Raw genomic sequence first — 21,966 nt, 5'->3', positions numbered from 1 at the left:
GCCAATTTTTTGAATAATATGAAATTCATAGCCAGAAATTCTCTGCCTAGATCATAAGCAACCCTCTTTGCCAGTCATTGATTATCTTGATAGCTGCCCTTGTTTCATCCACTTCGCCTTTCTTCTTCAGGAAGTTACTCTGTTTGCCTATGAGTTCAAGGACATCATAAGAATTCTGTCCTTCTATTGCGACATGATAGAACGATTCCAGAGCACTTTTGTTTTCAGCGCACATTTTCTCTATTATCTTCATGGCCACGCCGACGGGATCCTCCAGGTGTGATGCACTTTTTATAGAAAGAAGGCCCTGTAAATACTGGTCATTCTCGCCAAAAGGTATCACTCCGGGGGTATCTATGAACATGATTCGCGAACCTGCATCAACAAGTTGAACTCCTTTTGTGTGGCCGGATATCGGGGATGTGCCGGCTTTGTGTTTCCCCGCCACCCCATTGATCACCGATGATTTGCCCGTGTTGGGATAGCCAAGTGAACCCACCAGTATGTTGCGTCCTTTTATGCCTGCGATTTCAAGTATTTTGTGCCTTAACATTGTTGTACCGAACCTTTCCTTGCTGGACACAAAGACCGTGGGTGCAATTTTTGACAGGCGGATTTTGGTTTTCTCAATAGTTTCCTTTGATACAAGATCGCATTTGTTAAGGACTATTATGAAAGGCTTCTTTGAACGCGCTATGTCCCGCTCCACTTCGCTGTTTCGCGTCTCGTCGGGAAACCTGGCATCTACGACCTCAAGAAGGATATCGGCTTTCTTTATAACATCTTTTACCATCACCTTGTAGCTTGCCATGTCATGCGCTACGGCGCACGAGGATATAAGGATGTGTTATGATATTTGCGCTTTTATAAAAAATAGAGAGCAAGCAAACCGACGGAACTGCATTAATTCTGTCACATATGGGATTGCAGACGACAGATTTCTGATTCTTTTACAGGCGATCCAAAACAACCATATTCAATTAGAGGGGGTATTGTATATCCAGCCAATACCCATAAGAGTTACGCTTTCTAGGTCAAGATAATTGAACCATTTAAGTTTCAATGAACCTGGTCTTAGTTTAAAGAATTAAGTTCATATATATTTAAGTTATATGGAATCTGGATACTAATGATAATAACATTGAGGGTTCGTCACAAATATTGAAATTGATTCGGGAAAACAAATGGAAAGATTATCCGAGAGGAAATTTCTGACATCTCAGGTCGACTGGGTGAAAAAAGAGTCAAAAACCCAGGCAAATAATTTTGCTGAACTTAGCCAAAGGGTTGCGCAATTAGAAAAATCAGAAAAAGAGCTCAAGATAGTTGAAAAGATCCTGCAACACCGGATAGCTATGGAGAAGTTCATCACCAGTATTTCAACAAGCTTTATGAACCTGCCTTCTGACAAAATAAACATTGGTATCAACAGAAGCCTGAAAATAATAGGAAATTTTGCAGAGGTTGATCGAAGTTGTGTATTCCAATTTTACGATAACGGGAAAAAAATGGATAATACTCATGAGTGGTGTGCAAAAGGCATAGGACGGCAAATGCAGAACCTCAAGGGATTATTAACAGATGATTTTCCATGGTCTATTAAGAAGATAAAGAAATTTGAGACAATTCATGTTCCGAGTCTGATCGAACTGCCGGCTAAGGCACGTGCTGAAAAAAAAAGTTTTCAAATTCAAGGGATTAAATCCCTCATAATCGTTCCTATGGTCTATGGCAACTCTTCAATTGGATTTCTAAGATTTGATTCGATAAGGAGAGAGAAAACCTGGCTGGAAGATGACATTCGATTGCTCAAAATGGTAAGCAAAATTTTTGTGAATGCACTGATGTTCAAGAAAGTGGGCGAAGAACTTAAAGAATCGGAAGAAAAATATCGAACACTTTTTGATACAATGGTGCAGGGGGTCGTCTGCCAAAATGCTGATGGAGAGATAACCTCTGCAAATCCCGCTGCTCAAAGGATGTTAGGTCTAACGCTCAATCAGATGCAGGGCAGAACACCAATGGATCCTCGGTGGAAGGCGATCCATGAAGACGGCTCGGATTTCACGGGAGAAACTCACCATGCCATGATTGCCCTGAAGACCGGAAAAGAAGTCAAGAACGTGGTCATGGGCGTCTTTGATCCTGAAAAAGAAGAATCCAGGTGGATCAATGTTCATTCTATACCGCAATTCATACCTGGAGAAGACAAACCCAACAAGGTATGTACAACTTTTGAGGACATCACTGAACGCAGGCATGTGGAAGTATTACTTAAGCGGAGCGAAGACCGCCTTTCAGAGACCCAGAGAGTAGCGAGTATAGGGAATTGGGATTGGAACCTGCAAACAAATGAATTATATTGGTCTCCTGAAAACTATCGAATTTTTGGATTCTCCCAGATGGAATTTAGTCCATCAGTCGAAAAATTCCTGGATACGGTTCATCCTGATGACCGGGAATTTGTCAAAAAATCCATTGATGATGCATTAAATATGAAAAAATCTTACGACATTGATATGCGCATAATACGGTCCGACGGCATAGAGCGTATTGTGCGCGCAAAGGGTGAAGTATTTTTTGATGATTCAGGTAAACCCATAAAAATGTTTGGAACAGTCCAGGACATCACAGAATGGAAACAGTCCGAGGCCAGACTGAAGCATTCAGAGGAAAAATACAGGGATCTGTTCGAGAATGCAAATGATGTGATATGCATAATAGATTCTGATCTGAAGTATAAGGATGTCAATAAAAAGACAGAGGAGATGTTGGGTTACACCAGGGATGAAATGCTGAATATGACTGTATTTGACATTATCCCGGCGGAACAAATCCCCATATCTGAAATTGAATTCAATAAATTAATTAAAGAAGGATCGTATGAAAAGTTTGTCGGGAAAGCCCGCACAAAAGATGGGCGACTTATTGACGTCGAAGTAAGCTCATCCGCTATTAAAGAGGGAGATAAAATCATAGGTTCAAGAGATATTATACGTGATATTACAGAGCGCATGCTGATCGAAGAGGCGTTGCGAGAACGTGAGGAGCAATACCGTAATATAATAGAATATTCCAACGATATGATCTGGATTCTGGATCCAGAAGGCAATTTCCAGTTCTTTAACAAACGCTCTGAAGAGATGAGCGGGCATAGATTGGAGGATTGGAAAGCTAAGTCTTTCATTCCACTTATCATTGAAGATGATTTGCCCAACGCTATTGAAGTATTCCACAAAACAATGAGTGGTCAACCTCAGCAGTATGAGGTATCTATTAAAAAGATAGATGGCAGTATACTAATTCTTTCAGTAAATACAGCTCCAATTTATTCAAAAGGAAATGTTGTAGGATCGGTGAGTTTTGGCAGGGACATCACCCAGCGAAAAAGGGCAGAGGAGGAACTGCGGAAGAGGGATCGCCAGCAAAAAGCGATTCTCAATAACATACCTGATATGGCCTGGTTGAAAGATAAGGAGAGCAGATATATAGCAGCGAATGAAGCTTTCGCGGCCTCGTGCGGAGTGAGTCCTGAAGAGTTGGTCGGCAAAACTGATCTTGATTTATGGCCGAAGGATTTGGCAGAAAAATACAGGGATGATGATAGAGACGTCATGGAATCAGGAAAACAAAAACAGCTGGAAGAGCCTTTAACAAATATTGAAGGCAAAAAGACGTGGGTGGAGACGATCAAAACCCCGATTTATAACGATGAGGGTGAGGTCATAGGTACGACTGGAATTGCTCATGATATCACAGAACGCAAAAAAGCAGAAGAGCAAATAGAAAAATCCCTCAGAGAAAAAGAAGTGCTCCTCAGGGAAGTCTACCACCGGGTGAAAAATAATATGCAGATTATCACAAGCCTGCTGAGGCTTCAGTCCAGATATATAAAGGAGGAAGAGTACCGTGAGATGTTTAAGGAAAGCCAGAGCAGGATCAAGTCAATGTCTCTTGTCCACGAGAAACTTTATCAATCCAAAAACCTGGCGCGAATTGATTTCAAGGAGTACGTAGGGGATATGGTAAAAGATCTGTTTCAGTCCTATGGAGCCAATAAAGGAAACATAGCACTAAATATAGATGTTAAGAAAACTTCATTGGGTATCGATTCCGCGATTCCTTGCGGGCTGATTATCAACGAACTCGTTACCAACTCTTTGAAATATGCATTTCCAGAAGGCAGGAAAGGTGAAATTAAGATATCTCTCCGTTCACCTTATAAAAAGGCAATTGAACTGGTAGTAGCTGATAATGGCATAGGTATTCCTGAAGATGTGGATTTTAAAAGAACAAAATCGCTGGGTTTGCACCTTGTTACAATGCTGGCAGAAAATCAGCTTCATGGCGAGATAAACCTGAATCGAATCAAAGGGACCAAATTTAAGATTAAATTTAAGGAAATGAAATGATGGCAGAAAAAAGAATATTGATTGTGGAAGATGAAATTATTACTGCGGAGGACATAAGAGAAAGTCTGCAGGATATGGGGTATATGGTTCTTGGGATAGTATCATCAGGGGAAGAGGCTATAAAAAAGGTGGAAGAGGATATTCCGGATTTAGTGCTGATGGATATTATGCTCCGGGGAGAAATGGATGGGATAGCGGCTGCAAAGCAAATACGTTCCGTTTTCAATATTCCGGTTGTGTATCTCACTGCTTATTCAGATAAAATAATACTTGAACGGGCAAAAATAACAGAGCCATTTGGCTATATCCTTAAACCATTCGATGAAAGGGAATTGCAGATCAATATTGAAATAGCTCTCTACAAGCATAAGATGGAAAGAGAATTAAAAGAGAGCGAGCAATGGCTTGCTGCAATCCTTAGAAATCTGGGCGAGGCTGTGATCGCAACGGATGAAAAAGGAATCATAAAATTTATGAACCCTTTTGCAGAGGCACTAACTAGTTGGAAACGGGAAGATTCCTTGGGGAAACCTCTGACAACCGTCTTCAATGTCATAAACGAGGGAACGGACGAAAAGATAGAGAATCCTATAATGAAAGCAATCAGAGAAGATATTTTCTACGGTCTGGCTGATAATACGCTATTGATAACAAAAGAAGGATTGAAAATACCTGTTGATATTATCGGTTCAACAATCAAAGATGATAGGAATCGCGTTATTGGTATTGTATTGATTTTTTCTGATATTTTCGAGCGTTTAAAGATTGATCAGGCTCTAAAAATCTCCTAAAATTAGGATGAGATTTATCATTGATATCTGTAATAAAAATCACATTAAACCATCGTTGCGAGTTTCTTGAGGAATTCATCAGGCAAAAAATATCCCAAAGATTCAGCTTAATTATCACTTTCTACAATATTGATGTATCAAATATTCAAACGGTTTTCAAGTTCCTGCATGTGTTTACGGGTCGTAATGAATTTCTGGGAACAGATAATTGGCGAAATTGCACAAAGTGTGTAAAATTCTCATTATTTAAATATGCATTCCAGGTATAATCCTCGTAGAGGATTTCATCTTTTTGTAAAAATAAAAAATAACAGCAATGCTGTAATTTCTAAAAAGTGTAGGCAATGTGAATTAATTAAACCTTATCTTGACTTCTTTTTTGCCTTTGTTGCCTTGGTTGATTTCGTTGCTTTCTTCATTTTAATTACCTTTCTTGTCTTTACAGCTTTCTTCTTTTCGATTACTTTTTTTGCTTTACCTTTTTTGATTTTAGCTCTTGTAGCTTTAGGTTTTGCTATACTGGTCAGTATTTCACGTCTTGATTTCCACCATGAAGATACTGTCATTTATTCGCCTCCATCATAATGATTAGTATTATGATATATATAAGATACATATTAATGATATTTATACATATCTGTTATAATTAAGTATTTTGAGGGGAATGCGCGGGCACCCAAGATAGATGATCACTTCGTATGAACAAATGCAATTTTTCATATTTATCTATGAATCTGTTGGATTCATGAATAGTTTCACTCTGCTTGGATCGAGTGCTCATATCCCAAGTGCCATTTATGAAATGAGGTGATCAACATGGATTTATTCTGATGCTGTGTTATCCATCGTGCTTCCGAGCTACGTGGTATGAGAGGAAAAGTCACTTCAGCGGTGTACACGAACGTGCTTTACAGGGTATAGAACAGGAAAAGAAAAGGGAGAGCAAACAGAGTGCAACTGAAATCAAGAATACCTTATCGACATGATCCATGCGTATGTCATTGGGACAATATTGAGAGTGCAATAGCCTATGCCTGAAAGGAGAGGTCTGGAGCATCCAGCTTCGCGTCCACCACTACATGCCATACCCCAGGCGAGTATTTCTTGATTCTCCGCACACCCAGTATCTCCGCCTTCCGATGCATTTTCCCGGCCGCCTCTATTACCCTTTCAACCGAACGGCGCTCGATAGCTTCAGGCACAGCTTCATGGTAATGTAAAATACCACCTGGCAGGAGAGCGCGGATGCCGTGCTCAAGATACATATTTGCCTCCAGATATCCCATGATAACCCTGTCCGCTATCCCGATAGGACAGACGACCGCGCAGTCTCCAATTACAGGTTCAACTATTTCTTCGACCTTATTGAGCTTGACATTTTCTTTCAAGTAATCGAAGGCTACAGGATTAATTTCTAACGCGATTATCTTTTTTGGCGCTGAATGTACTGCCATTGGTATCGAGAAATATCCGATTCCAGCGAACATATCCAGAACGATTTCACCCCGCCCTAATTTGCTCATCCGCCTTTTTTCATTCTGGTTGCCCTGGGAATACATGATCCTCATTGCATCGAGCTTAAAGATACAGCCATTCTCCTTGTGTAAAGTTTCGGTGATTTCACCCAGGATTATTTCCCGTTCAGGTTTCCTTGTTTGCCCGGCTATTCCCCTGTCAAGAAGCACCGTTCTGCATCTTGGATAAATGGAGAGTAATGCCCTGCCTATCTCTGTCTTCCGGTTCTCAAGCCCTTCTTTGAGAGATACGATGATAATATCCCCAAGAACCTGCCATCCAGAAGGCAAGAGTTTTTTCTCATGTTCTGGTATATCGAGAATTTCGTCGAGTGTCTTTTTAGGAAGATAGAATTGCGGATTTTCCTGCTCTATCAGTGTGAGATCCTTGGTTACATAAGATCCCCTTACCGGGATCTCAACAAGACCATTATTTTTTACGAGTTTTCTTTCCTTTTCAACCGCATCCTCTAAGAAAAGTCTCTGCCTGACGGCTTCTGCTTCCTCTTTCCTTGCAAGAACCGCTTTCATGAATTCTTAACTATATACAATATATCACTCAGGATAGAGCTTGCAGTTTCTACCGAACCCGCGCCCTTCCCGCTGATTGTGATTCTTCCCGCAAGGTCTGTCAATATAGAAGCAACGTTCAGAGTACCCCCCACTGCGAGCGGATGGCGCTTTGGAACAAGGCGCGGAGCGACAGTAAGGTTTCCATTCCCGGCCTCGCAGATAAGTTTCACGACATAATTGTTCTTGTTCGCAAGCTCAAGGGCTTCAGGTATGATCTTTGTGATACCTGTGACATCAACATCCCGATGTGTGGCACATTTTCCGAAGACCGAGTTCGCGATTATGACAAGCTTGCATGCCGAGTCTATACCTTCCACATCATAGGTCGGGTCGGCTTCAGCTATGCCCAGTTCCTGCGCTTCCTTCAGCACAAGCTCATAAGGCAGTCTCTCCTCTGCCATCCGCGTAAGGATGTAATTGGTTGTGCCGTTGAGTATGCCTTCTATCCCGATAACCGAATTTCCAGCAAGAGCCTCATGAATCAGGTTGAATATCGGGACTGCTCCGCCCACTGTGGCTTCATACCTGAACATCATCCCATTATCCTCTGCTGCTTCTTTCAACTCCGAAAACCGAAGTGCTAGAGGGCCTTTATTGGATGTGACCACATGCTTTCCCGATTGGAATGCTGCCAGCATATTTCCAAGTCCGGGCTCGCCGTTTTCGATATTGGTAGGAGTTGCTTCAACTACGATATCATGTTCCACCCCGGCGATGAGCGAACGCGTGCTTTCCCGTCCGGTTGCGACAGTACCGGTCTGTTTTTTTCTTTCAATAGCCCTTTCCAGGTCTATTCCCCGCGGATCTATCTCACATCCGGCTGAATCCGCTATCCCTATTACGCGAAGGTCAATCCCCTGTTTCTTTAGATACTCATTTTTTTTCTGGATGGATCTGGCTACACCCTGACCTACGGCGCCGAACCCGATGATGGAAAGCCGCACTTCCCTCATGCTGCCTCCGAGTTAAGCTGGATCGGTTCTATCATCAACAGATCTTTTTTATTCGCAACACTTCTTAGGATCTCAAGCGCTTTCTTGAGTTCTTTTTCTCCTACCGCATTGATCACGAGGTATGCTGAAGAAGTCTTCTCTATTGCCGGCATAGAAAGCGAAAGATCAACAACCTCTGCAAAACCCGTTGAATCTATTTTATCAATGGTATCTCCGATGTCCGAATGGATAATATGCCCGATAAGAACAACTGAAACAGATGAACGAAGCCTCTCTTCCCCGACTCTTGCCACTTTGACACCGCTATTTTCAAGGCGTTCGATGAGGTAATGAAGAACCTTCTGGTCTATCTCAAAAGTGATTTGGACAGGGATCGTTCCTCTGGGAGTTTTCTCTTCGTGTTGATGCACAACACTCATAATATTCCCGTGTAGTTCCGATATCGGTGAAAGCGCCAGAACAAGCTGGCCGGGAATATCCTTGAGTTCAAGAGTCATGGAAACAATCATAATCCTCCACTATGCAGAGGGGATTAATAAGTTTATTTAGTCAGGTCGCGCCACTCTATGAGCCCGCCTGCGGCGGTAACTATGCCTCCGATCACAACTGCATAGAGCCCATATCCAACACCGGCCTGTATTACTTCCCCAAAGATGGAACCTGAGAATAGACCGATATCACGCAGGCTCCACAGGTTTACAACCCCGCCGCCAATTATCAGGATCCCGCATGCGATCATCGCTGAACTTCGGATCTTGTCGCGAAGAATGAGCGAAGCCGCGATACTTACTATCCCAAGAGCCAGGACGCCGAGCCCCTGGAATCCCCAATTTGAATTCTCTCCTACAAGCCGCAGCAACATCCCGCTCCCACTTGCAGAAAAGAGACCATTGACCGATAGGCTTGAAGTCGCACTTGTTGCATGGAACCACGGGAGAAATATGCTTATTATGGAGATAATTCCCCCCATTGTTGTTAAAATCTGACCGCTCGAAAAACCTTTTTTTGTACCCATAGAATCTTCACACGTTTTTCTAATATAAATAATTATTTCAGGATAATTTTCTAACTTCGGTTTTCCGAGACCTTAAAAAAATGTGGGCAGGATATGGCGGTATTAAAAAAATCTTCTCCCCTCCAGGACCATTCATTTGACAAAAAGCTAATTTCACCATTTAAGAGCGATGGTTTTTCCCTATGATACTGTACACAATCTTCACATACCTGGTACCCTATGTACGTATTATTATACCCCCACCATCGCAATGGAAGCCATTCTGAAGATATGTCATTGGATTTAATTCACCACCGCCAATTTTGAAAAAATTGAAAGAACATTATTAAACAATACTAAATTATAGAATATAATCAAAGCGAAATATCCAAATTTTTCTCCAAGTCTAAAATATCTGTGACAGAAATAGATGATCGCTGACATATACAGTATCTTGAAAAACAAAGCTATCATAAATCCGAAATTATCAAATAAATAATACATTAATCTGTTTGCTTCGTGAAGTTTTAAGATTTCAAGGGCATAATAAGTAAATCCAACATCAAGCACTTGAAAGCCAGTAACTATGCATAGAGCTTCATCATACCTCAATTTCAGCAAATTCATAACCTAGTCCTCCTATAGACCGCCGCTTTTCAAGGGACGTAATCTGCGACCTTAGAATTAACAATAGTTTTGCACAACAGCATGATTAATGTTGAGAAAAAGATTGCCAAGGAGATTTTTCATTGATGATATGGATTGTTTACCTTCGGGAAGTAAGTATCACTTTTCTTATAATCGCATGCCATTTTCGATTTGTTGCAATCGGTTTGCCTCTCAGCTTTCTAATCGATTCCCAAATGGGTATTTACAACTTAGTAAAATATTTTTTCAATATAATTTTATTTTACTTACTATAACTTTTTAATGGGTTGATCAAAATAGACTCAAGTCGCAAATTGCCAAATATGATCAAGACTTCTGCACATTTTGCTGGGCTTGCCGTAATTATGTCCCTTTCCTGTAGATTGCAATTAAGTTTGAATATAGATTAAACCTCTCGTAATAGACAGGTAGTTTTTAAGCTAAACCCTTACTGACTGTTAAAGCCAGACACATAATATTTAAGTTTGTGAAATAAATAAGAGTTATGTTATTTGAACGGTGAAACAATGAATGACGTCCAAGGTTCAATGATGGAAGGGTTTTACTCGCATTTCTTTGGTCGTGATCTTGTTTATCTCATTGCTGGTGGACTATTTATCAGTATTTTTAACTATACATTATGGGGAGAGATTGATCTTCCGCAACTATCTTCAAAATTAATTGGTTTCTTGGCGATTTTTTATATAGCTGGGGTAGCACTACATCGCATTGCGACTGAGGTAATCTGTCCCATTGAGAAGGATTCTATAAATACCCTCTATAAATCCCCCTATGATTATAAAAGTCAATATACTATCTTACAAGATTTGATAGATAATTACGATGAGAAAGTATTAAATTCACTTGAAAGATTGACTTACTTTTCTGTATTAGAAATGTCTATAGGGTCTGCGTCTTTACTTGGAGGATTTGTGATGTCAATAGTTGCTATTGTTCGTTTTCTTACCGAAAAAATAAGTCCCTCAGTGTACTATATTTTATTAGCAATTATTTTGCCAATCTTTGGGTATTACATGTTAAAACACGGACACTACATAAGTATAGAGGAACAAAAAAATGAAGTCGCTCTCATTCATGGAATAAAATTGAAAAGGGAACGAACGCTTTTTCCATATGATTGATTAATTGCGTATAATTTTTTGTTTTACGCATTTCAAAATACGGGGTTATGGGTGTGTATAAACTAAATGAAAGGATAGTTTATAAATAATAATTATATTTGAATAATTATAATATATTATCAAACATAGGTTTAAAATTTTTTCTCACTAATATTATAATAATCTTCGTCCAGTTCTGTGGACTCCTTCAAAATTGACCTGATTTCTTTTAACGGGACATAGTCATCTTCACTTAAAGGGAAAAAAATTGAGTCTGGTTCTTCATGGCGATATTCCACCCAAAGATTGGAATGAACCATAGTAAAAGGAATTTTTACATCTTCAGCAAGAGATTGAAGTACTTTCGCTACAAACTTTTGAACTAACTTATTTGCTCTAATAACATTGACGTTATTGAGATTCATTATGTCTGATGCTATTCCATATTTCTCTTTTTCCTCTTTGCGCTTCAAGACAAGTAAATTTGTATCCTGTTTAATAATATGCTCTTCCATTGCATCAGATATATTTGCATGTAATATTAGATTTCTTGTATTTATAAAATGTTGAATCGCACCAAATAATTCACCATTTTTTTCTAGTGGAGAGCTTTTGAATGAATGGCAATATACATCCATTTCTAAAATTTTTATCGGAAGCATTTCATTTCTAAGCCGTTTGTCGTATATATCATTCCGATATCTATTTTTTAGGAACAGTGTATATACAAGGTTTATAAAGCCTTCTAAACTCAAAAATGTAGTCATAAATGCTGACCTATTTAAGGATGACACAAATTGAGATTTAGCAAAAGAGTCAAGAGTTTTATTAATATCTCTTTCTTTTTGTAAACTCTCTATCTCTTTAATTATCTCGCTAGTCTGTCTTATCAAATCCTCTGTTGTATTACGATACAAAGAATAAGGATTTAAGATAGCTCCTCCAACCTTTAGTTTCTGAATTTGCATTTTTGAAAAATGAATTTTATCTGCCTCTATTAGCAGAGCATCCTGTAATGCAGATGCTTCATTTAATAATTCAATAGATAGCTTTAGATTTGTACTAGCATATCCGATTGACCAATCTCCCTTATAATCATATATTGTCAAAAGACCAGCGTTAGTATAAATAATCCATTCCCAAGTAGATTTGTCTCCTGCATAAGTATTTGGCGGACCAAAAGTTTCGTTCATTAATTTATAAATAATTGTTCTGTGGAATCCACCAGGGGCCCCTGTAAATATTCCTGCGCCACCATAACCCACACTTTCTATTTCTTCTTGCGATGCTAAACGAAAGTCAGATAATTTCCTTGGCATGTTTACTATTCCGTTAATTTAACAATGCATAAATGTTTTTATATCTAATAATTTCTGATAATCAAGTAATTTTTTGGATTTTATACTACTCTCATAAAAAAATCCATCTACCAATTATTGTATATGAGCCAAGACAGGAGCTTGCCGAGAGTATCCACCATATATGATGCTTTTATCCTAAGTTTGACAGATGGCAGTCTTCTTAAAAGAGAATATTCTCTTTTAACAACAAATTTTCCTTATTATTTGAGTGAAAATAACAAAAATATACCATTCTTGTTTATTTTTTTCGAAAATCTACAGCAACTGTCAAATTCCATGTTGTATTTTTTGGTAATTTTCTGTTTAGATATACTTGTCTCACCTGTCAAATAACAGGTCAATAAAAAAAGTCAAAAATCATCAAAACCAAATTCTATCAAAGATAAAGGAACTGTCAAATTGTTGATCTAAAAACAAGTGAAAAATCAAAGAAATCGCATTCAACAAACAGAAATAGAACTGTCAAATTTATGCTTGAAAAAATGGTGAAAAATTCAAAACCACGTTTTATCGTTGATAATAAAAATTGTAAAATCATTCAGTAATAATTAGAACTGTCAAATTTGGGTTTTATAACACAAAGGTTATCTTAAAAAATTCCCGTTACGGAATAGGTGACATTTTGAGGTGACATTACGTATGTTGTGTATGTATCCCCGAATATTAAGTGCGGCTGCCGGGATTCGAACCCGGGTTAGAGGCTATTTCCCTCCTTTTGATCAAGCTTTTGCCTGCAAAAGGCTGTTGGGAAGCCCCTGTCATAGCCGCTGGACCACAGCCGCATATCGTATTTTTTCAATGTTCATTGTCCAATCGAGCCGGAGATATATCCACGTATGGCGCAGCCATACGTGTGTGCGGAGTCGAGAACCCGCAGGGTTTCGAGGCGCGACTCTGGCCGTTCAGCCGCACAAATTATTGACAATTGGACTTAGATTATTTATTAATCGATATATCGTTTATGGTCAAAGCATTAATTCAATCGCCAGCACTATGCTCGATCCAAGTATCGCTATTGGGGTCACGAAAAGGCCTATCTTTAATAGATCAGTCATTTTCGTGCTCCAGCCATAGCGACGCGCGCTCTCAAGCCAGAGTATCCCGGCAAGCGCCCCGAAGGTTGTAAAATTGGCGCCTAGATTTGAGCCTATTACGAGTGAATACGCCATCGCCGTGTTCATCTGGGAAGTAAGACCTGCGTGCTGGACTATCGAGAGCATCATTGCGGTCATGGGAATATTATTGATGAGATTGCATACAAAGGCCGATATCAATGAAAGAGAGAAAGTTGCTGCCAATATGTTTCCGCTCATATTTGCGAACAGAACCTCACCTGCATAATCTGCGACACCGCTCACCTCAAGGCCCTTTACCACTATAAAGAGCCCGATAACGAACAATACCACATTCCAGGAAACCCTTTTAAGCCTATATGAAGGGCGGCGCTCGAATATGAGAAGGATCAAAGCGCCTCCAAGGGTCACGACCGAGAGAGGCAGTTTGTAATAATTTGCGACGCCTCCAAGCACAATGACCGCAAACAGCACTGCAAGACCGAGAGCTACCAGGAATCCGTTCTTTATTGCAGTTCTGCCGTTATCCTGTGATTTGAAGTGCTCCGGTATCTGCTTCCTGAATATGTACATAATCAGATAATAGTTCACAAGTGCAGCAGCAAGAGTCGGAATTAGCATGTATTTCGTGAAGCCGAAATAATCCAGCCTGAAACTATCCCCTATAAGAATATTGGTGAGGTTCCCGATGTACAGAGGCATCGAAAACGTATTTGCTGCAAAAAAGGAGACATACATAAAGGGCTTCGGGTTAATTCCTGCTTTCGTACAGAAGATCAGGATTATGGGAGTTGTGGTCAGGATCACCACATCATTGCCCGCAAAAAGCGATATTATGGAAACCACAACAAAAGTATATAAAAAAAGCCGCTTACCGCTGTTTTTTGACGCATGTATCGCGCGTGATGCGCAGTACTCGAAGAAGCCATAATCATCAAGGAGCGTAGAAATAACCATTAGCGTTGCAAGTATTATTACCACGTTCCACGTTGTCACAAGAGGCTGCGGCATCTCGGGGGTCGAAATGCCCAATGCCTCAAGTACATGCTGCGGCTTGAGCAAAAGAATAATGGTTAGTACCGCTCCGATTAAAGCCGCCTGAGCTTCATTGATTCTTTTAGGCTTTACAACTATAAGTGCGTAGGTTAAGAAAAAAACAGCAATTGCCAGGATCTGAATCAATTGTGCCTATAAGCGTTCTTCTTTGAATTCTTTGCACATTCGATTGGTTTCGTACACATTTTTCTTAGCCAGGGTGCACGAACCATCGTATTGTTCTCGGTTGCTTCCTTTTACTTTTGTTGAGAAGTATCTGCAATCAACACAATACTTCAAGATTCATCCTCCAAAAAAGATTTTTAGACATATTAGTATTTAAAATTTTCTATAAGACAAAACAAATTTAATTTGGTCTTTCTAAAATTTATTTCCCCTATCAAGGCTTTCACTAAAAAGCTGATATAAACAAACTCATTAATAAAGCTTACTAAAGATGGCGTCTGGAATGACCTATTACAATTATTTCATCATGGAAAAAGGTATAACCCTGTAATTATATAAAAAGATCTGCGATGAAAAATAATTCTGGTAGCATGAGCTTTTATAATATACATACAATTAAGCCAAAGGCCGGTTTAACGCAGTCGAAAAAGGTGAAAGGATTTTTGAGATTCGCGACAGGGGTTCTGCTTGTCACAGTCGTGTTCAGCATGCTTGTGGCAAATTCCATAGCTTCCCCCGATAAAATATCTCCTGAAATCAAAATCAGGATGTCTTCAGGGGAGCATGTTCCCGTGATAATAATTCTGAAGGATAACACTTCATTTAATTCCCTTTCTAAAGAGAATATGGTCTCTTCGCTAAAGAGCCATGCATCAGGCAGCCAGCAAAAACTTGCCTTCGCATTGGAACAAGAAAAAAAGGGGGGGAATGCAGATAAAATAAAACAGCTCTGGATAGCGAATGCCATGGCTGCAGAATTGACGCCTGAAGTTATCGAGGAAATCTCACAATGGGATGACGTGGCTTTCATAGAGCCTGATCATGAATATTATATATTGGAGAATTACTCAGCCCTTGTTTCACAGGGGCAGATTGATAATGCAACCCCTAATATAACCCGCATAAATGCCACGAAGGTCTGGGGGCTCGGGATTGACGGCAGCGGCATAAATGTTTCAGTTATCGATACCGGGGTGTACGCTTCACACCCGGACATCGCAGGGCGGGTTTTGAAATGGGTGGATTATGTGAATGGCGGTGTTTCACCTTATGACGATAACGGCCACGGGACGCATGTCGCCGGCACTGTCGGAGGAAACGGGAGCGCTGGAACGACTACGGGTGTTGCTCCTAACGTAAGCATCCTTGCCGCAAAAGTTTGTGACAGCGCAGGGGGATGCAATGTAAGCTATATAATAAACGCTATCCAGTGGTCTGTGGATAATGGGGCCAATATAATCAGCCTCTCTCTTGGGGGCGATCGCGATCCGGTAATAACCACAGCGGTTAATAATGCAATAAGCTCAGGCGTGGTGGTTGTTGCAGCCGCTGGAAATGATGGTCCTTCTGCTGACACTATAAACTTTCCTGCAGGCGAAAAAAATGTAATTGCCGTCGGGGCTGTGGATGGTTCTGACGTAATTGCATATTTCAGCAGCAGAGGGCCGATTACCGTCGATGGAGAAGTTTTAACAAAACCAGACGTCAGCGCACCGGGTGTAAGTATTAACTCACTTCGTCTAAACTCATCTGGATACACAAACGCTTATTCAGGCACCTCCATGGCAACTCCACATGTTTCTGGCACTGCTGCGCTCATACTGCAGACCGCACGAAGAGTCGGTTCAACACTTTCACCGGCCCAGGTAAAATCCATCCTTGAAAACACATCTGTGGACGTTGGCAGCCCCGGAAAGGACAATGACTACGGCGCCGGCAGGATCGATGCTTATGCTGCGGTCACATCTCCACCCATTGTAACCGCAAACCCCACTGGATACCAGGGGGGACTGGGTGCAGCCAGGAACGGCACGGTCATCACCCTCAATGGCACAATAAGAGATATGGGCTTTGGCATCAGGAACGCCAGCGTAAATGCCTTTCCACTTAATTCATCCATTGCAACTGTTTTCCTCGCAAACGTTTTGGGATTCTGGATAAACAGCAGTGTCATTATCAATACAAGCGACAGCTTCTATCTTCTCAATATTACAGCCTACGATAATGTGAGCAATGTGAACAATAGCGTGCAGCTCTCCGTGATCGTGGACAATACGCCACCTCAAGTTCACATAAACCCCGCATCCTATCAGCGAGGAAACGCTGCAAACAACGGCAGCATCATAAAGTGCAATGTTTCAGCCTCAGATAATTTAGCAGGATTGAGGAATGGATCCGTAAATGCATCCATTATTAATAATACGGGAATTATCGAACTCACCAATTTATCCGGTTTCTGGAAGAGCAATGTAACCTTTGACAAATTCGTACCCGACGGCAATTATTCATTGAATGTGACCTTCTTTGACAATGCAGGAAACATAAATAACAGTGTGCAAATCAATGTTTCCATTGACAACACACCACCATCAGTAACTGATGTCATTGTGTCATCTCAGTTCATAAACGTAAGCAGCTTTACAAATATCTCGGCTAATATCACCTCGCTCGATACAGTGTCGCCTGTGAATCAAAGTGAAGTGTTTGCACGGGTGACGTATCCAAACGGTTCTTCAATAAATTATGGCATGAACGTGGGTGGTGGCAGTTTATTCTATTATAATTTCACCGATACAGCACAATACGGTCGCTTCAATGTAACCATACTCGCAAACGATACCACAGGGAATACAAACAGCACTCAAAGAATACAATTTGCTACTGCATTCATTACAAATAATGTAAGTGTGGTTGCTCAGGCAAATAATTCAACAGTTGTCAGTGCTCCCCTGTCCAACACCACCCTGCGTTTGTTCACCAATAACACAAGCGATGGCGCAATAAACATCTCCCAATCCCGAGTAAATATTACCTCGGAGGAACTGAATATCACAAATCCCGGCATATATGTATATATAAACGCAAGTGACAGCATAAAAAGCAACCTGTCCTATGTGGTCATCAGCGTAAATTATACTGATACCGAGATAAGTTCTTTTGTTGAGAGTTCACTTCGATTATATAGATGGAATATTACATCATCGAGTTGGGATAAACTCTCTGGCGCTGGATCTTACCCCTATGTGAACGATGCGGGTGTAGATACCGTAAATAATTTCGTGTGGGCGAACCTGACGACATTAAGCGAGTTTGCGATTGCTGGAGAAATATTCGTTCCACCCCAACAGAAATCCTCGGGCGGCGGTGGCGGTGGGGGAGGTGGCGGTGGAGGGGGCCCTTCGGGTGAAGACTTCAAGAATATCGTGGTGAAGGAGAATTACGACCTGTTCATTTTTAAGGATATGGTGACGCCCTATGCTTTCACCAATGGGAGCAATCCGATAATGTTTCTCAACATAACGGGTAATATCAGTGCCGGGGAGATCAATGCGGCGGTCGAAGTTCTACGGAACACGTCCACGCTCGTGAGAAACCCTGCGTCGGGTTTAGTCTACAAGAACATCAATATCTGGGTTGGAACATACATGTTTGCCGTTCCGAAGAATATAAAGGAGGCAATAATAAGGTTCAGGGTCGAGAATTCATGGATCAGCGAGAACGCAGACACGTATATCAGACTCATGAGGTGGGACGGGAGCAAATGGGATCAGCTGGAAACAGCAGAGATCACTAAAGACAATATGTATACATATTACGAGGCAAAAACGAACGCCTTCTCGCCATTTGCAATAACTGGATTGAAAGGTGAAGCTGTATCATCTATAACCCCTGCCAAACCGGTAATTTCAGCCACATCAACCGCACCTTCTGCTGCCCTTCCGATTGACAAGGGTATACCGGGATTTGACATCATCCTGGCTATTGCATCGACATTTTCAGCGCTACTGTCAAGAAGAAAATAAACCACGGTTCGAAATGCAATCATTCTAATTTGTATTGGAATTTGAGGATTTTATTAATGCTGTGGAAGAAATAAAGCAAACAAACAAACTTTGAACCTGCTGAAAATTATCTTCACATTGACCAAGAGCATACAAAAGTAACCAATGATGAGAAGCGCATAATTTTTCCTGGAATCGATTTCGCAATATTTAAATAAAGGAAGCTACCTTCCGCTTCCGAGCGTGACCAACCACGCACAACTTGTTTACAATGTAGAAGAAGAGCAACCATAGATACTTCTTTCAATCAGGAGGCAACATGAATCTTAGACAACCAAATGCGAATGAGGCGACGCAAACCTATAATCGCTCAAAGAGTGTCTCTCCCATGTCAGGGATATGCACCCGGTGTTTAGACGGATGCCGCGGGAACTGCGAGATATTCAAATCCTCGTTCCGGGGACGCGAAGTCATATATCCGGGTCCCTTCGGGACAATAACTGCGGGCGCAGACAAAAACTACCCGGTAGATTACTCGCATCTGAACATACAGGGCTATGCAGTAGGAGCATGGGGACTTCCTGAAGGCGAGGAAGCAAATCCTGATACTGCGATCTTCCCGAGAGTGGACACGGAGACCGAATACGGCTGGGACAAGAAGGTTCGCATGAAACTGCCGATCTTCACAGGTGCCCTCGGTTCGACTGAAATCGCAAGAAAGAACTGGGAACACTTTGCAGTAGGCGCGGCGATCTCGGGTATCACGCTTGTGTGCGGAGAGAACGTGTGTGGCATCGATCCCGGACTTGTACTTGACAGCAGCCACAAGATAAAAAAATCACCAGAGATGGATCGGAGGATCACCACATACAAGAAATATCATGAAGGTTTTGGTGAGATCCTCGTTCAGATGAACGTTGAAGATACAAGGCTCGGCGTGGCTGAATATGTCTCATCCAAGCATGACCTGGATACAATAGAGCTCAAATGGGGCCAGGGTGCAAAATGCATCGGCGGTGAGATAAAGGTAAATACAATAGAACGGGCAGTAGAACTTAAGAAAAGAGGATATATCGTTACACCAGACCCCGAAGAGCCTGCCATAAAAACAGCTTATAAAGATGGGGCTATAAAAGAGTTCGAGCGCCATTCCAGGCTTGGCTTTGTCACAAAAGAAGGTTTCTTTGCAGAGGTTGACCGTCTCCGCGACCTGGGATTCAAGCGGGTCACATTGAAGACAGGTGCTTATTCCATGGTAGAAGCCGCAATGGCAATGAAATACTGCTCGGAGGCGAAAATAGACCTCCTGACATGCGACGGCGCGCCGGGAGGAACGGGCATGAGTCCATGGCCAATGATGGAAGAGTGGGGCATTCCGACGTTTTATTTCCAGTCGCTGATGTATGAGTTCGCAGAAAAATTGAGCAAAAAGGGAATGAGAGTACCAGACCTTGCCATGGCGGGAGGGTTCTCAAGCGAGGACGGCGTGTACAAAGCACTCGCAATGGGCGCGCCATACTTTAAGGCCGCATGCATGGGAAGGGCATTGATGATACCCGGGTTCGTAGGCAAGAACATCGGTCAATGGATAAAGGACGGAGACCTGCCAAAGACGGTTTCAGAGTTCGGATCCAGGCCAGAGGAGATATTCGTTTGCTATGAGGAACTTGCCCAGCGCTTCGGGAACGACATAAAGAACATCCCGCTGGGAGCAGTTGGCGTTTACACCTATGCACAGAAGTTCAGGACAGGATTGCAGCAGCTCATGGCAGGCTCACGAAGGTTCAGGGTCTCTGCTATCGGGCGCCAGGATGTCATGGCACTTACCGAGGAAGCCTCAAAAATCTCAGGTATACCTTATGTGATGAACGCATACCGAGAGACCGCAGAAGCAATACTCGATGAATGAACAGGATGAAATGCTTGCCCTAGGCAAGCCATTTTTTTCTTTTTTAAATAAGGTTACTTAATACCCTTTTCCATACGTTCGCGTTTTTTCTTCAGGGAACGAAGGGTCAGATAATTATAACCCATAGCCATTGTCGCTGCCAGGATAAGGAGAACAAAAAGATAGATAAGCATTGCTGGAGCAGTTTTATCGTAATACTTTACAGATATTGATGTATGCTCGGGATACGGATTTTTCCAGATAAGCACCTCCCTTCCCGATGCATCCCGGGTGATGTTATCCGGTTCTGGATATGCAATACCAAGGAACCTTGAACCTGTGGTGTAATTCACTGGCAGGACGATGCGGACGCTTCCATTTTTTGTGAGCATGCGTGTGAAATCCTGGCCATCGGGCTGGGAAAATGCCACGAATCCTGAGAAAGGATATTTGAAATCAAAATTTGCATAACTCCGTCCAAGGATGGTTTCCTTTGAGACATTAAAACTGATGTTCTTCCCTGAATAATCCACTGCAACAGGATTTTCGAAGGTCATTTCGCCGGTTTCCCCGATGGGGAATCTGACCGATGTTACGTTGATCACATTATCCACAACCTGCACTGATGAAATGTTTGCATAAAAAATAGTTGTATTGTTGAGGCCGGGGAGTTCATATTCGCCAGGGGTTCCGGCCTTGAACTCCGGGTTAACGCATCCTGCGAAAAGAACGGCAAGCAAAATCATGATCAAACGAGACTTCATCACTGTATCAGCATGATGTCCGGTTCAATCTTAACCATTTCCATTCCATCCTTGAAGACCCTGATAATACCTCCGCTGGTAGAAACCGTTATCGCTATCGTTTCAGTATCCCGCGTGATGGCCGCTGCGGAAGCATGTCTTCCCCCTAAACCTTTTTCGACCGGAAGGTCCTTTGCATTGATATCAAGATATCTCCCTGCCGCCCGGATTATTCCAGCCCCCGTGATCACAAAAACTCCATCCAACTGGGCAAAACTTTTAACAGTTTCCCAGCTTTTGGGGTTGACTATGTCGCAGTTATCTTTTGACTGTCCCTCAAAAGGATTGAGCACAAGTTGATGTGAACGCCGCAAGACCTCATCTGAATCACCAATTATAAAAGCGGATCCGAAGGGCTTGCCTTCCCTTCCCTGGAAGGCTATCTGAAGAGAGACATTCAAGACAGCACGCAACACCGGAGCCTCTGCACTTTCTGTACATTCCATGAGTTTTTTCATTGCCTTGTTTGTTGAGAGATCGTAGATTATTATAGAATCGTTGTCTTTCATCCTTGTAATTCCAACGACTAAACCTTTGGTGTCGAGTAGATTATTGATAAAAGCGATCACGCTCGCGTCGCTCACATCTTCAGCGGCGCTTTTTGTCCTGTCCTGCATCCTCTCATAAATATTTTTATCGTTTTCCTCAATACACCTTGTAAACTCATTTACCATTGTCAACTTTCGACCGGTAAAAACAAGCACGGGGATATGGGCGGGAACTTTAGGGATCTCCTCAGAAAAGGTAATAATGGCTGAAGCATTGAGTTTATCGGCTAATTCAAAAGCCGCACCTGTTATCAATGAGATATCCCTTTTGCCGTATGCCATAT

The 21,966-nt window shown here is 41.7% G+C and carries 16 protein-coding genes and 1 tRNA gene; 5 read left to right on the top strand and 12 right to left on the bottom strand.

Annotated elements, in window-relative coordinates; genetic code table 11:
* Positions 1-46: 46 nt before the first annotated feature.
* A complete protein-coding gene (locus tag O8C65_01980) occupies positions 47-811 on the bottom strand; it encodes a 50S ribosome-binding GTPase (protein MCZ7355678.1) in 765 nt (254 codons plus the stop codon).
* 373 nt (positions 812-1,184) lie between these two features.
* On the opposite strand from O8C65_01980, the gene O8C65_01975 reads away from it, so the two are divergent.
* Together O8C65_01975 and O8C65_01970 are read left to right on the top strand one after the other, a co-directional pair.
* A complete protein-coding gene (locus tag O8C65_01975) occupies positions 1,185-4,412 on the top strand; it encodes a PAS domain S-box protein (GenBank protein ID MCZ7355677.1) in 3,228 nt (1,075 codons plus the stop codon).
* The gene (locus tag O8C65_01970) at positions 4,409-5,203 is read left to right on the top strand and encodes a response regulator (GenBank protein ID MCZ7355676.1); all 795 of its coding nucleotides are present in this window, start codon (positions 4,409-4,411) and stop codon (positions 5,201-5,203) included. The genes O8C65_01975 and O8C65_01970 overlap by 4 nt, the downstream gene beginning before the upstream one ends.
* A 362-nt stretch (positions 5,204-5,565) precedes the next feature.
* On the opposite strand, the gene O8C65_01965 is transcribed toward O8C65_01970, so the two are convergent.
* From O8C65_01965 to O8C65_01940, 6 genes are all read right to left on the bottom strand, one after another.
* On the bottom strand, positions 5,566-5,769 hold the full coding sequence (locus tag O8C65_01965; GenBank protein ID MCZ7355675.1) for a hypothetical protein: 204 nt from the start codon (positions 5,767-5,769) through the stop codon (positions 5,566-5,568).
* Between the two features lie 462 nt (positions 5,770-6,231).
* The gene (locus O8C65_01960; protein MCZ7355674.1) at positions 6,232-7,248 is read right to left on the bottom strand and encodes a class I SAM-dependent methyltransferase family protein; all 1,017 of its coding nucleotides are present in this window, start codon (positions 7,246-7,248) and stop codon (positions 6,232-6,234) included.
* On the bottom strand, positions 7,245-8,243 hold the full coding sequence (locus O8C65_01955) for a homoserine dehydrogenase (GenBank protein ID MCZ7355673.1): 999 nt from the start codon (positions 8,241-8,243) through the stop codon (positions 7,245-7,247). The genes O8C65_01960 and O8C65_01955 overlap by 4 nt, the downstream gene beginning before the upstream one ends.
* Complete coding sequence (locus tag O8C65_01950; GenBank protein ID MCZ7355672.1) at positions 8,240-8,752, bottom strand: amino acid-binding protein; 513 nt, start codon at positions 8,750-8,752, stop codon at positions 8,240-8,242. The genes O8C65_01955 and O8C65_01950 overlap by 4 nt, the downstream gene beginning before the upstream one ends.
* A gap of 32 nt (positions 8,753-8,784) precedes the next feature.
* Entirely contained in the window at positions 8,785-9,258 is a 474-nt protein-coding gene (locus tag O8C65_01945) for a hypothetical protein (GenBank protein MCZ7355671.1), read from the bottom strand.
* Positions 9,259-9,540: 282 nt separating this feature from the next.
* Positions 9,541-9,864: a DUF5658 family protein gene (locus O8C65_01940; GenBank protein MCZ7355670.1), complete on the bottom strand. Its 324-nt coding sequence runs from the start codon at positions 9,862-9,864 to the stop codon at positions 9,541-9,543.
* A 548-nt stretch (positions 9,865-10,412) separates the two neighbouring features.
* Here O8C65_01940 and O8C65_01935 point away from each other — a divergent pair.
* A complete protein-coding gene (locus O8C65_01935; GenBank protein ID MCZ7355669.1) occupies positions 10,413-11,027 on the top strand; it encodes a hypothetical protein in 615 nt (204 codons plus the stop codon).
* A 131-nt stretch (positions 11,028-11,158) separates the two neighbouring features.
* Here O8C65_01935 and O8C65_01930 read toward each other — a convergent pair whose 3' ends face one another.
* The 3 genes from O8C65_01930 to O8C65_01920 all read right to left on the bottom strand — a co-directional run bounded on the left by O8C65_01930 (position 11,159) and on the right by O8C65_01920 (position 14,622).
* Entirely contained in the window at positions 11,159-12,325 is a 1,167-nt protein-coding gene (locus O8C65_01930; GenBank protein ID MCZ7355668.1) for a hypothetical protein, read from the bottom strand.
* Between the two features lie 710 nt (positions 12,326-13,035).
* Positions 13,036-13,149 (bottom strand) — tRNA-Gly (locus O8C65_01925).
* A 183-nt stretch (positions 13,150-13,332) separates the two neighbouring features.
* The gene (locus O8C65_01920) at positions 13,333-14,622 is read right to left on the bottom strand and encodes an ArsB/NhaD family transporter (GenBank protein MCZ7355667.1); all 1,290 of its coding nucleotides are present in this window, start codon (positions 14,620-14,622) and stop codon (positions 13,333-13,335) included.
* A gap of 389 nt (positions 14,623-15,011) precedes the next feature.
* Here O8C65_01920 and O8C65_01915 point away from each other — a divergent pair, with 389 nt between their 5' ends.
* Both O8C65_01915 and O8C65_01910 read left to right on the top strand, forming a co-directional pair.
* The gene (locus O8C65_01915; GenBank protein MCZ7355666.1) at positions 15,012-18,464 is read left to right on the top strand and encodes a S8 family serine peptidase; all 3,453 of its coding nucleotides are present in this window, start codon (positions 15,012-15,014) and stop codon (positions 18,462-18,464) included.
* 298 nt (positions 18,465-18,762) lie between these two features.
* Positions 18,763-20,352 (top strand): glutamate synthase-related protein, encoded by a 1,590-nt coding sequence (locus tag O8C65_01910; protein MCZ7355665.1) that lies wholly within the window; start codon positions 18,763-18,765, stop codon positions 20,350-20,352.
* A 53-nt stretch (positions 20,353-20,405) separates the two neighbouring features.
* On the opposite strand, the gene O8C65_01905 is transcribed toward O8C65_01910, so the two are convergent.
* Complete coding sequence (locus O8C65_01905) at positions 20,406-21,095, bottom strand: DUF5803 family protein (GenBank protein MCZ7355664.1); 690 nt, start codon at positions 21,093-21,095, stop codon at positions 20,406-20,408.
* Complete coding sequence (locus tag O8C65_01900; protein ID MCZ7355663.1) at positions 21,095-21,964, bottom strand: diadenylate cyclase; 870 nt, start codon at positions 21,962-21,964, stop codon at positions 21,095-21,097. The genes O8C65_01905 and O8C65_01900 overlap by 1 nt, the downstream gene beginning before the upstream one ends.
* Positions 21,965-21,966 lie beyond the last annotated feature (2 nt).

Origin of the sequence: Candidatus Methanoperedens sp., assembly GCA_027460535.1 — an archaeon.
In the GTDB taxonomy this organism is placed as follows: Archaea; Halobacteriota; Methanosarcinia; order Methanosarcinales; family Methanoperedenaceae; genus Methanoperedens.
The sequence above is the reverse complement of the archived record's forward strand: the minus strand, read 5'-3'. Positions and strand labels throughout refer to the sequence as shown.

Bases quoted from the DNA above. Each gene is read 5' to 3' on its own strand.
- O8C65_01950 (MCZ7355672.1), bottom strand. From the start codon at position 8,752: ATGATTGTTTCCATGACTCTTGAACTCAAGGATATTCCCGGCCAGCTT.
- O8C65_01930 (MCZ7355668.1), bottom strand. From the start codon at position 12,325: ATGCCAAGGAAATTATCTGACTTTCGTTTAGCATCGCAAGAAGAAATA.
- O8C65_01960 (MCZ7355674.1), bottom strand. From the start codon at position 7,248: ATGAAAGCGGTTCTTGCAAGGAAAGAGGAAGCAGAAGCCGTCAGGCAG.
- O8C65_01970 (MCZ7355676.1), top strand. From the start codon at position 4,409: ATGATGGCAGAAAAAAGAATATTGATTGTGGAAGATGAAATTATTACT.
- O8C65_01905 (MCZ7355664.1), bottom strand. From the start codon at position 21,095: ATGAAGTCTCGTTTGATCATGATTTTGCTTGCCGTTCTTTTCGCAGGA.
- O8C65_01980 (MCZ7355678.1), bottom strand. From the start codon at position 811: ATGGCAAGCTACAAGGTGATGGTAAAAGATGTTATAAAGAAAGCCGAT.
- O8C65_01915 (MCZ7355666.1), top strand. From the start codon at position 15,012: ATGAAAAATAATTCTGGTAGCATGAGCTTTTATAATATACATACAATT.
- O8C65_01945 (MCZ7355671.1), bottom strand. From the start codon at position 9,258: ATGGGTACAAAAAAAGGTTTTTCGAGCGGTCAGATTTTAACAACAATG.
- O8C65_01900 (MCZ7355663.1), bottom strand. From the start codon at position 21,964: ATGGCATACGGCAAAAGGGATATCTCATTGATAACAGGTGCGGCTTTT.
- O8C65_01935 (MCZ7355669.1), top strand. From the start codon at position 10,413: ATGAATGACGTCCAAGGTTCAATGATGGAAGGGTTTTACTCGCATTTC.
- O8C65_01910 (MCZ7355665.1), top strand. From the start codon at position 18,763: ATGAATCTTAGACAACCAAATGCGAATGAGGCGACGCAAACCTATAAT.
- O8C65_01975 (MCZ7355677.1), top strand. From the start codon at position 1,185: ATGGAAAGATTATCCGAGAGGAAATTTCTGACATCTCAGGTCGACTGG.
- O8C65_01955 (MCZ7355673.1), bottom strand. From the start codon at position 8,243: ATGAGGGAAGTGCGGCTTTCCATCATCGGGTTCGGCGCCGTAGGTCAG.
- O8C65_01965 (MCZ7355675.1), bottom strand. From the start codon at position 5,769: ATGACAGTATCTTCATGGTGGAAATCAAGACGTGAAATACTGACCAGT.
- O8C65_01940 (MCZ7355670.1), bottom strand. From the start codon at position 9,864: ATGAATTTGCTGAAATTGAGGTATGATGAAGCTCTATGCATAGTTACT.